This is a genomic window from Streptomyces sp. NPDC048392, assembly GCF_043200575.1.
Taxonomy (GTDB): Bacteria; Actinomycetota; Actinomycetes; order Streptomycetales; family Streptomycetaceae; genus Streptomyces.
Genome location: NZ_JBICYB010000023.1, coordinates 91,242 through 103,777 on the forward strand (window position 1 = coordinate 91,242; position 12,536 = coordinate 103,777).

The window sequence follows — 12,536 nt, forward strand, 5'->3', positions numbered from 1 at the left end:
ACAGCAGCATGAGCAGCCGTACCGTCATCCGCGGCGGCCTCGTCGTCACCGCCTCCGACGAGATCCACGCCGACGTCCTCGTCGAGGACGGCCGCGTCGCCGCGCTCGCCGCGACCGGCACCCCGGCGGCCGGCGCCTTCACGGCCGAGCACGTCATCGACGCCACGGGCAAGTACGTCATCCCGGGCGGTGTCGACGGGCACACCCACATGGAGATGCCCTTCGGCGGCACCTACGCCGCCGACACCTTCGAGACCGGCACCCGGGCCGCCGCCTGGGGCGGTACGACCACCATCGTCGACTTCGCCATCCAGAGCGTCGGACACTCCCTGCGCGAGGGCCTGGACGCCTGGCACGCCAAGGCCGAGGGCAACTGCGCCGTCGACTACGGCTTCCACATGATCGTCTCCGACGTGAACCAGGAGACACTCAAGGAGATGGACCTGCTGGTGGAGGAGGGCGTGACCTCCTTCAAGCAGTTCATGGCGTATCCCGGCGTCTTCTACTCCGACGACGGCCAGATCCTGCGCGCCATGCAGCGCGCCGCCGGAAACGGCGGCCTGATCATGATGCACGCCGAGAACGGCATCGCGATCGACGTACTCGTGGAGCAGGCGCTCGCCCGCGGCGAGACCGACCCCCGCTTCCACGGCGAGGTCCGCAAGGCCCTCCTGGAGGCCGAGGCCACCCACCGCGCCATCAAGCTCGCCCAGGTCGCCGGGGCGCCTCTCTACGTCGTGCACGTCTCCGCGACCGAGGCGGTCGCGGAGCTGACCCGGGCCCGCGACGAGGGCCTCAACGTCTTCGGCGAGACCTGCCCCCAGTACCTGTTCCTGTCCACCGACAATCTCGCCGAGCCCGACTTCGAGGGCGCCAAGTACGTGTGCAGCACCCCGCTGCGCCCGCGCGAGCACCAGGCGGCACTGTGGCGGGGCCTGCGCACCAACGACCTCCAGGTCGTCTCCACCGACCACTGCCCCTTCTGCTTCACCGGACAGAAGGAGCTGGGGCGCGGCGACTTCTCCAAGATCCCCAACGGTATGCCGGGTGTCGAGCACCGCATGGACCTGCTCCACCAGGCCGTGGTCGACGGGCACATCAGCCGCCGCCGCTGGATCGAGATCGCCTGCGCCACCCCGGCCCGCATGTTCGGTCTCTACCCGAAGAAGGGCACCATCGCGCCCGGCGCGGACGCCGACATCGTCGTCTACGACCCGCACGCCGAGCAGGTCGTCTCCGCCGAGACCCACCACATGAACGTCGACTACTCGGCGTACGAGGGCAAACGGATCACCGGTCGCGTGGAGACCGTGCTCTCGCGCGGCGAACCGGTCGTCACCGAGCGGGAGTACACCGGGCGCAAGGGCCACGGCGTCTACACCCCCCGCGCCACCTGCCAGTACCTGAACTAGGAGCGGTGCCCATGGACTTCGGACTCGTCCTGCAGACCGACCCGCCGGCCTCCCGCGTCGTCAGCCTGATGCAGCGGGCCGAACGCAACGGCTTCCGGCACGGCTGGACCTTCGACTCCGCCGTGCTGTGGCAGGAGCCGTTCGTCATCTACAGCCAGGTCCTGGCCAACACCACCACACTGAAGATCGGCCCGATGGTCACCAACCCGGGCACCCGCACCTGGGAGGTGACCGCCTCCACCTTCGCCACCCTCAACGACATGTTCGGCAACCGCACCGTCTGCGGCATCGGCCGCGGCGACTCCGCGATGCGCGTCGCCGGCCGCAAGCCCAACACCCTCGCCCGTATGAGCGAGGCCGTCAAGGTCATCCGCGCGCTGGGCAGGGGAGAGGAGGCCGACCTCGGCGACGGCACGGTCGTCAGGTTCCCCTGGGTGAGACCGGGCGCCGAACTTCCCGTGTGGATGGCGGCGTACGGCCCGAAGGCCCTGAAGATGACCGGTGAGGAGGCCGACGGCTTCATCCTCCAGCTCGCCGACCTCTACCTGACCGAGTACATGGTCAAGGCCGTCCGGGACGCCGCCGCGGCCGCCGGACGCGACCCCTCCGAGGTGACGGTCTGCGTCGCCGCCCCCGCCTACGTCACCGCCGACGGCTCGCCCGGGGCGCTCGCCCACGCCCGCGAGCAGTGCCGCTGGTTCGGCGGCATGGTCGGCAACCACGTGGCCGACCTGGTCGCCAAGTACGGTGCCCACACCGGCGCCGTTCCCGACGAACTCACCGACTACATCAAGGCCCGCGAGGGCTACGACTACGCCCACCACGGGCGCAGCGGCAACCCCGACACCCGGTTCGTGCCGGACGAGATCGTCGACCGGTTCTGCCTGATCGGTCCGGTGGAGACACACATCGCGAAGCTGACCGCCCTGCGCGCCCTCGGCGTCGACCAGTTCGCGCTCTACGACATGCACGACGCGCAGGAAGCCGTGATCGACACCTACGGCACGAAGGTCATCCCCGCCGTCAACGCCTGACCCCGCCCGACCCCGCCCCTCTTCCCTTCGGGGAAGAGGGCCCGGGACGCGTCCGCACACACCCCTCGGCACCGGCCGCACGGCCTCTCCCGTCCACCGCATGACTGGCCTGCCATGACCGACACAGCGCCCACGGCCATACCGCCGTCCGCCCAAGTCACCCTCCCCGACGGACGCGTGGAGCTCGCCCCGGGCTCTGGGACGCCAGCCCGAAGGCCCTCAGCCTGGGCAGCGTCGGCGGTGGCGTCGCCATCAAGGAAGGCGCCGACGCCCGCATGGGCGTCGCCACATTGGCCGGCGGCACGGTGACCGTGGCCAACACCTCGGTGACTGCGACGACCCGCGTGGCCGCCTTCCGGCAGACGGCCGGCGGAGCCGTCGGCCACCTGTCCGCCGAGACGGACGCCGGCGTTGGATTCACCGTCGACTCCAGCAGCGCGACCGACACGTCGACCGTGGTCTGGATCCTGTTCGAACCCGCGTAGCCGCAGGCTGAACCCGCCGCCCCGCGCCCCACGGCCGGGGGCGGCGACCGGCGCCGTCGGCGCCATCAGCATGGGCGCCTGCTACCTCATGCAGTACCTGATCCCGTAGCAGCCTCACGGCCCTGGCTCTCCCCACGAGGGAGGCCAGGGCCGTTTCGTCGTGTCCGGGGTCAGCCGAGACGGAGGCGGTGCAGCATCAGGAGCGCGGCGACGGCGTTGGCGGACCGGATCTCGCCGCGGGCAATCAGGTCGGGGACCGTGGACAGCGGGACCCACTCACGGCGGGAGGACTCGAAGTCGTCGCGCGGCTCGCCGATGCGCTCGGCCTGGTCCGACCAGTACACGCGGTGGTGGCTCGTCGAGATCCCCGGCATCGGATCCACCGCCAGGAGCAGCCGCATCGGGCCTGGGCGCCAACCCGTCTCCTCCTCGAACTCGCGCGCCGCGGCCGCCGCCGGATCCTCATCCTGACCGGTACCACCGGAGGGGAGTTCCCACCCCCAGGCGTCCGTGATGAACCGGTGCCGCCACAGCAGCAGCACCTCGTCCGCGTCGTTCACGACGGTGGCCACGGCGACGGGCCGGAGGCGAATGACGGTGTGGTCCAGGTGCCGGCCGCCGGGCAGCTCGACGTCCGCCATGTTCACGGTCACCCACCGGTTTTCGTACACGGTGCGCTCACCGAGGTTCTTCCACACAGACACGCGTGCGCCTTTCGTCGGGTACCCACCCAGTCCAGCACCCCCGCTACAGCGGGATCCGCAGGGTGTCGTCGATCCGCTCCACCACGCTCGAGGTGGCGTGAGCGTCGAGTGTCGACATGGTGCGACGCAGGCGTACGAGGCGATCACTCAGCCGGCGGGACTCCATGCCCTGCATGGTGTCCAGCATGCTGGTGGCGGTGGACGCGGCCAGCTCGGCCTCGCCCGCGCGCAGCTGGCAGTCGGCGAGCGTGGCCAGGCGGTGGACGCGGCCGCGCTCGTGGGTCTGCGTGGCGACGGCCTCGGCCGCGTACTGCTGCGCGGGGCTGGTGTCCCCGAGCCGCATCAGCGCGTCGGCAAGATTGGCCTCGAGGAGACCGGGCTGCACGTAGCCGGTCTCGGCTGGCTCCTCGTCCCGGCGGATCTGGCCGGCCGCCGTCTCGGCGAGCGCCATCACGCGGTGCGCAGAGGTGTGGTCACCCATGCGGGAGAAGGCCTTCGCCTGCATCGCGTACAGGTCGCACGCGAGTGCGTGCGATATGGCGTGCCCGGCGGTCCGTACGCCTGCCTCGGCGAAGGCGACAGCTTGCCGGTACTCGCGCAGGTACAGGGCTTGGTTGACGAGCAGAGCGAGGACGTAGCCGCCGAAGGCGCGGTCGCTGGAGGCCTTCGCCATCCGCAGCGCCTGGTGGAAGTAGCGCTGGGCCAGGCCTTGTGCGTCGGAGTCGTACGAGCAGATCCCGGCGATGGCGACCAGGCCGCCGATGGCGCGGTGAAGCTCTCGCCCGGTCGTGTCTGTGTAGGCGCCGCGCATGAGCGGCGCCGTCTCCGTGTTGAGGAACAGCAGGACGCGCGTGCGTGTCGCGACGCCGCCGGCCTTGCGGTACATCTGCTCATAGTGGTTGCGGGCACCGGCGAGGAGCTCGACGTCGGACATGCCGACCTGCGGCGTACCGGCACGGGAGACGTCGCCGTCGTCGGGCGGGTTCTCCCACTCCCAGACAGGACCGACGGCCGGCAGTCCGGTAATGACGGGCGCCGCCTGGACGTCGGACCGCTGCTGCAGGTCGCCGCGCCACAGGGCCGTGGACCGGTCGATGAAGCCGGCGAGTGGGGTGGACGGTTGAGGTGCGCTGCTGTGGCCCATGCCGATGTCCTCAGGTGTGAGCGGCCGCCCGAGGCGCGCGCTCAGGATCTCGCAGATGAGGTCCGGGGTGATGCCCCTCGGTCGTTGTCCGCGTAGCCAGCGGATCACTGAGCTGTGGTCGTAGCTCATCGTCTGCCCGCGTAACTCGCCAGCGCGGTTGATGCGCGCGGCCAGTCCCTTCCGGGACATCCCGGCCTCATCGAGGAGGGAGTCGAGCAGGGTGTTGGGTTCCGGCCCCATGTGTGCCCCCGAATCACTCAGTGTGTGGAGCCTAGCCACAGCGCGTTCACACAGTGTGTGAATCGACCGATGCAACTCACGTCACGTACACACTCCCGCACCCTCTGTCAGGCAGACAGCATCGCGGCATGACGGAGACTCAGAGATCACGGGCACTGAGCCCAGTGGAGACCGCTCCCGGTGTCCTCGTACATCCCACCGCCGACCGGCAACTGGCCACCGCGCACTGGCTGCTCTCCACCCATCGCGACCCGCGTCGCGCCCGGCTGGAATGGGAGCAGCACGGCCTCGCCCTGCTGCCCCTGGGCACGCTGTTCTCCGCCGTGCGACTGCCGGAGCGCCTGGTCCTCGCGGTGACCGGCGGCATTGGTCCCTCGGGTGCGGTGGACACGGTCCTCGACGAGGCGTTCGGGGGCGGCCCGGTGATCTGCGACCCGGACGGCCGGCGGTACTACGCCCTCGTCCCGGCCAGGGTGCCCGTCACGTGGCACCAGGCGGTCGACGAATGGCGAACCACGGACGTCGACTGCCTCGGCCGCGACGCGTACCTCGGCGTGCCGCGCGTCGACCTGGTCCGGTTCGACCAGCGCACCCGGGCGTCGTACTGGTCGGTGCCCATGTCGTCGGCGGCGATGCTCTGCGCACCGCTCGCCGTAGCGCGGTTCATCGCAGCTGGCCAGCACCAGCTGACCGAGCAGGCGGCCGACGAGGTGGGCCCGGCGTGAAGCGCGACCCGCGGTTCTGCATCCGCCTCGACGCCCTGGCGGTGCTCGGCGGACTGTTCATCTGGGGCATCGCCAACAGCGGCTGCTGATCGCGCCGCCCACGAACTCCCGCCCAGGCCAGGCAGCCGGACAGTTGCCCCCGGCCCGGGCGGGCCATCCCTTTCCGCAAACAGCGAAGGAGATCCCGTGACGATACCTCCGGGCCCACCCCGCCGCCCGCCCTGGCACTGCCCGCCCTCGTGCGCATGCTCGTCACCGACGCTCAGTTCGCCAGCGTCCGCAGCACCGTCATGGACGCCAACCCGGACATGGCCGAGGAGATGGCCGGCCGCATCGTCGACGAGGGCTTGAAATTCGTGACCGCCTGCGCCACGCACCCCGGCCACGGCCTGGCGCCGTCGCGGATCGTCGACGAAGGCTGGCACGCCCTGATCCTGCACACCGGCATGTACGCCGAGTTGTGCGAGCGGCTCGGCGGCGAGGGCGCGTTCGTGCACCACTCCCCGGGCTACGACCCCACCAGCTACGACCCGCCGATCCTGGACCGGACCCGCGAGACGATCGCGGCGCTCGGCTGGGACGCGATCCGGAGCTGTGGGGGCCGCCGTCCGACGAGACTCTCGTCTCCGTGGCAGCGAAGTGCCGGCACGCCCCGGACTGCACCATCGTCATCACGCCCAAGCCGAAGCCCGGGGCGGCGTGGCCTGCCTGTGAAGGGAGGCGCCGTGTCCGAATGGATCGACCCGCGCTACGCGGACCTGGCGAAGGCGTGGAAGCGCTCGCAGCAGCCCGCATCGCGTGACCCGAAAGAGCAGCGGCCTGTCCGGGGATTCGTGACCCCGCCCAAGCCGTAGCCGGCAGCACCCAGCCCCGGCCGACGCTGGACGTCGACCGGGGCTTTCTCATGTCCTGCTCATCAGCGATAGGTTCGGGCCTCATAGGAAGCTGATTGCGGGGAGGCCGTCTGGGACCCGGTACAGCTCGCCGCGAAGACGGACAACGTGGTGGGGCTGCTGTTCGCCCTCGTCACCGTCCTGGTGGCGACGCTGTCCGTGAACATCGCGGCCCACCTGGTCTCACCGGCCTTCGACCTCTCCAACGTCGCACCGCGCAAGGTGAGTTTCCGGGCCGGTGCGCTCGTCACCAGTGTCCTGGCGGTACTGATCTTCCCGTGGAAGCTGTACTCCGACCCGCAGGGCTACATCTTCACCTGGCTCGGCCTGGTAGGCGGGCTCCTGGGCACGGTGGCCGGCATCCTGATCGCCGACTACTGGATCCCGCGCCGCGCCCGTCTCGACCTCGTCGACCTGTACCGCAGGGGCGGACGCTACTGGTACGACGGCGGCTGGAACTGGCGGGCGGTCGTCGCCCTCCTCGTGGGCGGCGTCCTCGGCGTCGGCGGCGACGACTTCCCCCGCTGGTCGACGGCCGCCCCGTGCCGTTCCTCGAACCGCTGGCCGACTACGGCTGGGCGGTCGGCCTCGGCACCTCCATGGTGCTCTACCTCGCGCTGATGCCGTCCCGGGGCCGGAGACGGCCGGCCGGCTGACGTGCCCCGGAGGACGGTCAGCCGGACCCGCCGTCCTCCAGCGCGGCCACCGCCTCCTTGGCCGCCTTGATGGCACCCTTGTTGATCTCCGTCGTACCGGGTGCCTTCTTCGACTCGAAGTCACTGCCGTTGTACGTGATCATCACCAGGGCGTTGGACGCGCGGACCAGCACGGTGCCCTCGCGCGTCTGCTGCTTGTCCTCGGTGGTGAGGTTCACGACGGAGTAGCCCGCGTCACCGAGCCCCGGCACCTCGCCTCCGCCGCTGCGGTCGGCGACCCGCTCCCTGTACGACTTCTGCGCCGCCTCGTCCGTATCCATCACCTCGAAGGAGACGTCGAGCCAGCGGTAATCGTATCCCTTGAGCGCGTTCCAGGAACAGGTGCGACGCGCCTTGGTGTCCGTGGACGGGATCTCCTTGCCGGCCGCCTTCGAACCCGGCACCAGCGAGGTGACCGTCTTCCCGGCAAGACTCCCGCACGGTGCCGGGGCGGCGGCGTACGTCTTGACCGCCGCCTGCGTCGCCGGTGCGGAGGCCGATCTGCCGGTGGTGCCGGGCGGCGTCCTGTCCTTCGCGGCCGGTGACGTGTCGGGCCCGGACGACATCGCCCAGCCCGCCGTGGCGAGCACGGCGACCGGCGCCAAGCGGGCGGTCAGGGCGAGCGGCAGGGGAAGAGAACGCACGGCGCACTTCTCGTGGGGAAGGGTGCGGAGGGAGCCCGCACTGCGGACGGGACGCCAGTGTCACACGACTCCCTGTGGGGCGGAAGGGCGAACTCGGTGCGTGGCCGCACGGTGACGCAGACGTACGCGAGACCGGGGCCGCGCCGGGAGGCGTCACGGCCGGGCGGCGGTCACAGCCGCACACCGGGCCTCCTCCGACTCCGGCCCCGGGGGCGGGAGGCCGCACCTGATCCGGGTCGCCGCGCCCGCTCCGCAGCCGACGTCGGAGACACGGCCGCCGGGGGCGACGGCCGCCGTGCCGACGGGGGTTATGAAGTCTCCCCCGCGGTCGGCCGGGCGGCCGGCCGGGTGCCGGGAGCCACCAGGGCGGTCTCGACGCGGTCCACGGCGACGAACGCGCCGTACGCGACGAGGTGTACCAGGCAGTGGTCGGTGTGCTCGGGCCGCCGCCACGCCGAGACGTCCGCGTCCGTGATCCGGTACGGCGCGAGCGCGGCCAGCAGCGCCAGCCGTGCGCCGGGCCGCTCACGCCGGTCGGGGAACGGGTCCGGCGTGACGGGCGGGTGCGATCCGTCCCAGTCGCGCAGGGTGGTGCGTACGAGGGCCTGGTCGTCCGCGTCCAGCAGGCCGGCGCCCATCGTGGCGGCGGAGCTCAGCGCCGCGTACGCGGGCCCGACCGGCGTCCCCGCCGCCCACGCCGGTCCCCGGCCCGGGTCGTCGAGCAGGGGCAGGGCGGCGCCGGGCACGGCGGTCCGGCGGACGGTGCGGGACAGCGACCGGCCCGCCACGCTTCGCACCGGACGCAGCCGCTGTGCGTCGCGCGGGAGCAGGTTCTCGGTGACGAGGGACGACACGACGCGGTTGATGAAGTGGAAGGCCAGCACGGTGCCGAGGTAGCCGGGAGCCTCCTCGGGCGGGAACGGAAACGGCTCCCGCGCGGCCCCCGGGACACGGGTGCGCCGCGCCCAGTCGAGCACGCGCGCGTGCTGCTCGTCCGCCGGTTCCCGGCCCCTGGCCAGCCGCTCGGCCAGGGAGTGGTCGCCGGTGGCGTGCAGCAGCATGGTGTGCGCGTCCACGCAGAACCTGCACCTGTTGGCCTGCGACACCCCGAAGGCGGCGACCTCCTTGCCGGTCCGGCCGCCGGGGCCGGCGATCAGGGACTCGCGCATCAGCGCCCAGGCCGGGGCGACGAGGGCGGGAGCGGAGGAGAGGACCACGAACGGGACGGGCCCGGGAACGCCGAAGTCCCGCGCGGCCTGGGCGTAGACCTCGGCGACGCGGCCGGTGGCCGCTTTCGGTGGCAGCGGATCGGTGTGACGGAAGGGTGTGGGCATGGACGGCATCGTGCACCGCCGCGGTGCCCGCGGTCGTCGTACGGCCGGATGCGGTCGGCGCTGTGCCGCCGGGTCCCGGCCGGAGCGCCGACTACTTCGCCGGGAGTAGTCCACAAGCCGTCCACAGGGCCGACGCGGCCGTCGGCCGGGCCGTCTAGGGTGCGGGCATGAGTGGGCGTCAGGTCGATCGCAGGCGGCTCGCCGACGTGGTCCTCGCGGCCGTCGTCGGCGCCCTCGGCACGGGGGTCGCCGCCTTCGACGACGGCACCACGGCACTCGACCACGCGCTCATCGCCCTCGCCTCGGCGGCGCTCGCCTTCCATCGCACCGCACCGCGCGCGGTGCTGGCCGTCGCCACCGTCCTGGGCACGGCGTACGCCGTGCACGCCCACCCCGGTCCGCTGTCCGCACTGCCCGTGCTGGGCGCCGTGCACACCGCGGCCCGGGTCGGCCACCGGGGCGTCGCGGCGGCCGGCAGCGCCGTGTTCCTGGCCGGGTACGTGGCCACCGGCCCCGGCACGCAGAACGTGGCCGAGCGGGCCGGGCTGCTCGCCGGCTGGTTCCTGTGCGCCGTGGTGACCGGGCTCGCCGACCGTAACTGGCAGGCGTACCTGCGCCAGACCGAACAGCGTGCCCTGGAGGCGGAGCGCACCAGGGAGGAGGCGGCCCTGCGCCGCGCCGGGGAGGAACGGCTGCGGATCGCCCGCGAGTTGCACGACTCGCTGACCCACAGCATCTCCATCGTCAAGCTCCAGGCGGGAGTCGCCGTCCACCTGGCCCGCAAACGCGGCGACGAGGTGCCGCCCGCGCTGCTCGCCATCCAGGAGGCCAGTGGCGAGGCGATGCGCGAGCTGCGCTCCGCCCTCCAGGTGCTGCGCGCCGACGAACCGGCCGGCACCCCGGCGCTGCTCGTGGAACGGGCTCGCGCGGCCGGGCTCGCCGTCGACCTGACGGTCACCGGGGACGAGCGCCCGCTGCCCCGGGCCGTCGACCGGGCCGCCTACCGCATCGTGCAGGAAGCCCTCACCAACGCGGCGCGGCACGCCGGACCGGCGAAGGTGCGGGTCCGCATCGGCTACGGCACGGGGGACACGGGGGAGGCCACGGTCCAGTCCATGGGGGAGTTGACGATAGACGTGGACGACGACGGAGCCGCCGATCCGGCCCGCCCGCCGGTGCCGGGCACCGGCCTGACCGGCATGCGCGAACGCGTCACGGCACTCGGCGGCACCCTGTGCGCCGCCCCGCGGGCGGAGGGCGGCTTCTCGGTGCGGGCACGGCTCCCGCTCGCGGAGACGGCATGAACGGCGCGGTCCGGGTCGCGCTCGTCGACGACCAGGCGCTGATCCGGGCCGGCTTCCGGGCCCTGCTCGACGCCGAGGAGGGCATCGAGGTGGTCGGTGAGGCCGCCGACGGGGAGCAGGGGGTCGAGCTGGTGCGGGCCGAGGTGCCGGACGTGGCACTGGTCGACGTGCAGATGCCGGTGATGACGGGCATCGAGGCGACCCGCCTCATCGCCGCCGATCCGGCCCTCGCCGCCGTACGGGTCGTCATCCTCACCAACTACGGCTTCGACGAGTACGTCTTCGAGGCGCTGCGGGCGGGAGCCAGCGGCTTCCTTCTCAAGGACACCGAGCCCACCGACCTGCTCCAGGCCATCGACGTGGTGGCACACGGCGAGGCACTGCTCTCCCCGTCGGTCACCCGCACGCTGATCGGCGAGTTCGTCGCCCGGCCCCCTGACCGGTCCACCGCACCCGGCCTGGACTGCCTCACCCGCCGGGAACGCGAGGTCACCGCGCTCGCCGCGCGCGGCCTGAGCAACGAGGAGATCGCCGCCCACATGGTGATCAGCCCGCTGACCGCCAAGACGCACATCAGTCGCGCGATGACCAAGCTGGGTGCCCGTGACCGGGCCCAACTCGTGGTGTTCGCCTACGAGTCGGGACTGGTCGCGGTACGCACACCCGGAGGGCCTCAGGGCACCCGCGCGGTCCATTCGGGAGCGGAGAACTTCGCGCGCGCCAACTCCAGGGCCCGGGACAGCTCGTCGTCCGTCACCTTGCCCCGGGACAGCCCGTAGCGCCCGCCGAAGGAGGCGATCATCCGCTCGATCACGGCCTCGCGTGCCAGTCCGGTCTGCCGGCGCAGCGGGTCCACCCGCTTCTTCGCCGACTTCGTGCCCTTGTCGGACATCTTCTCCCGCCCGATGCGCAGCACCTCCAGCATCTTGCCGGCGTCGATGTCGTAGGACATCGTCACGTGATGGAGGACGGCCCCAGGACCGCCATCAGGGCCGACCATGCGCTTCTGGGCCGCACCGGCAATCTTGCCGGCGTCGGTGGCGATGTCGTTCAGGGGTTGGTACCAGGCCTTGATGCCCATGTCGCCGAGTGCGCCGAGCACCCAGTCGTCGAGGTAGGCGTAGCTGGCTGCGAAGGAGAGGCCCGAGACCAGAGACTCCGGCACGGACAGGGAGTACGTGATCGTACTCATGGGCTCTACGAACATGGCCCCACCACCGGAAATGCGGCGAACCACGGTCATGCCGTGCTTCGCGGCCCCTTCGGGGTCCACCTCGTTCCGCAGGGACTGGAAGCTGCCGATCACCACGGAAGGCGAGGCCCACTCCCATACTCGTAGGGTCGGGGCTCGTCGCCCGGCGGCTACCTCGGCGGTGATCACCTCGTCCAGCGCCATGTGCAGGGCCGGTGCCTGCGGCTCCATGTGCACCAGCTGCCAGTCGTAGTCGCTCCACTCGGTCGCGTGGCCCAGAGCGCGCCGGACTGCGATGCCGACGCCCTCGGCCGTCAGCCCGAGCATCACGGTCGACTCCGGCAGCGCCGCCGTGATCCGGGCAGCCAGCCCTTCAGCGTCCGTCGATGAGGGTGAACCCTCAAGGGCTGCGTTGATCGCGAGGATCGCTTCGTCCGGCTCCAGGAAGAAGTCCCCGGCGACTCGTACGTTGCGCAGAACACCGTCCTTGACATTCAGATCCACGACGACAAGCTTGCCGCCGGGCACCTTGTACTCGCCATGCACGGCTTCGGTTCCTTCCAGTGCGCTGTACGTGCCCTGAGCTTGCTGCTCTGGCACTCGGACAGATAAGTACATCTGCCGGAATGCACCTTAGAGGTTGTCTCACGTGGTGAGTTTCGCGAGCTTCTTGTAGCAGGTGAGGGCTGCGGCCAGGCCGAGGAAGGCGAGGAAGTGACTGCCCTTGCGC

At 71.6% G+C, this 12,536-nt stretch carries 11 protein-coding genes and 2 pseudogenes; 8 read left to right on the plus strand and 5 right to left on the minus strand.

All coding sequences use genetic code 11. The features are described from left to right. Nucleotides 1–8: 8 nt before the first annotated feature. The 3 genes from hydA (at nt 9) to ACGFYH_RS26450 (ending at nt 2,931) form a co-directional block, all read left to right on the plus strand. Nucleotides 9–1,412: a dihydropyrimidinase gene (gene hydA, locus ACGFYH_RS26440; protein ID WP_393805660.1), complete on the plus strand. Its 1,404-nt coding sequence runs from the start codon at nt 9–11 to the stop codon at nt 1,410–1,412. Between the two features lie 11 nt (nt 1,413–1,423). Continuing rightward, nucleotides 1,424–2,446 (plus strand): TIGR03842 family LLM class F420-dependent oxidoreductase, encoded by a 1,023-nt coding sequence (locus ACGFYH_RS26445; RefSeq protein WP_393805661.1) that lies wholly within the window; start codon nt 1,424–1,426, stop codon nt 2,444–2,446. 275 nt (nt 2,447–2,721) lie between these two features. Continuing rightward, the gene (locus ACGFYH_RS26450) at nt 2,722–2,931 is read left to right on the plus strand and encodes a hypothetical protein (RefSeq protein WP_393805662.1); all 210 of its coding nucleotides are present in this window, start codon (nt 2,722–2,724) and stop codon (nt 2,929–2,931) included. Nucleotides 2,932–3,101: 170 nt separating this feature from the next. On the opposite strand, the gene ACGFYH_RS26455 is transcribed toward ACGFYH_RS26450, so the two are convergent. Then, nucleotides 3,102–3,635, minus strand: a complete 534-nt coding sequence (locus ACGFYH_RS26455) for an NUDIX domain-containing protein (protein ID WP_393805663.1) — start codon at nt 3,633–3,635, stop codon at nt 3,102–3,104. A gap of 43 nt (nt 3,636–3,678) precedes the next feature. After that, complete coding sequence (locus ACGFYH_RS26460) at nt 3,679–5,019, minus strand: transcriptional regulator (RefSeq protein ID WP_393805664.1); 1,341 nt, start codon at nt 5,017–5,019, stop codon at nt 3,679–3,681. A gap of 128 nt (nt 5,020–5,147) precedes the next feature. On the opposite strand from ACGFYH_RS26460, the gene ACGFYH_RS26465 reads away from it, so the two are divergent. The 3 genes and pseudogenes from ACGFYH_RS26465 to ACGFYH_RS26475 all read left to right on the plus strand — a co-directional run. Further along, nucleotides 5,148–5,744: a hypothetical protein gene (locus ACGFYH_RS26465; RefSeq protein ID WP_393805665.1), complete on the plus strand. Its 597-nt coding sequence runs from the start codon at nt 5,148–5,150 to the stop codon at nt 5,742–5,744. 245 nt (nt 5,745–5,989) lie between these two features. After that, nucleotides 5,990–6,598: a glycine-rich domain-containing protein gene (locus ACGFYH_RS26470; protein ID WP_393805666.1), complete on the plus strand. Its 609-nt coding sequence runs from the start codon at nt 5,990–5,992 to the stop codon at nt 6,596–6,598. Nucleotides 6,599–6,685: 87 nt separating this feature from the next. After that, nucleotides 6,686–7,293 (plus strand): annotated as a pseudogene (locus tag ACGFYH_RS26475) (cytosine permease); the annotation flags it as partial. A gap of 17 nt (nt 7,294–7,310) precedes the next feature. Here the strand turns inward: ACGFYH_RS26475 and ACGFYH_RS26480 are convergent. Beyond that, nucleotides 7,311–7,976, minus strand: coding sequence for a hypothetical protein (locus ACGFYH_RS26480; protein ID WP_393805667.1), 666 nt, complete (start codon nt 7,974–7,976; stop codon nt 7,311–7,313). Nucleotides 7,977–8,284: 308 nt separating this feature from the next. Next, complete coding sequence (locus ACGFYH_RS26485) at nt 8,285–9,310, minus strand: carboxymuconolactone decarboxylase family protein (RefSeq protein WP_393805668.1); 1,026 nt, start codon at nt 9,308–9,310, stop codon at nt 8,285–8,287. A 167-nt stretch (nt 9,311–9,477) separates the two neighbouring features. Between ACGFYH_RS26485 and ACGFYH_RS26490 the strand changes: the two genes are divergently transcribed. Together ACGFYH_RS26490 and ACGFYH_RS26495 are read left to right on the plus strand one after the other, a co-directional pair. Beyond that, nucleotides 9,478–10,614: a sensor histidine kinase gene (locus ACGFYH_RS26490; protein ID WP_393805669.1), complete on the plus strand. Its 1,137-nt coding sequence runs from the start codon at nt 9,478–9,480 to the stop codon at nt 10,612–10,614. Further along, nucleotides 10,611–11,273: pseudogene (locus tag ACGFYH_RS26495) on the plus strand (response regulator); the annotation flags it as partial. The gene ACGFYH_RS26490 and the pseudogene ACGFYH_RS26495, both read left to right, overlap by 4 nt. 14 nt (nt 11,274–11,287) lie before the next feature. Here the strand turns inward: ACGFYH_RS26495 and ACGFYH_RS26500 are convergent. Further along, nucleotides 11,288–12,352, minus strand: coding sequence for a lipoate--protein ligase family protein (locus ACGFYH_RS26500; protein WP_393805670.1), 1,065 nt, complete (start codon nt 12,350–12,352; stop codon nt 11,288–11,290). Nucleotides 12,353–12,536: the final 184 nt, after the last annotated feature.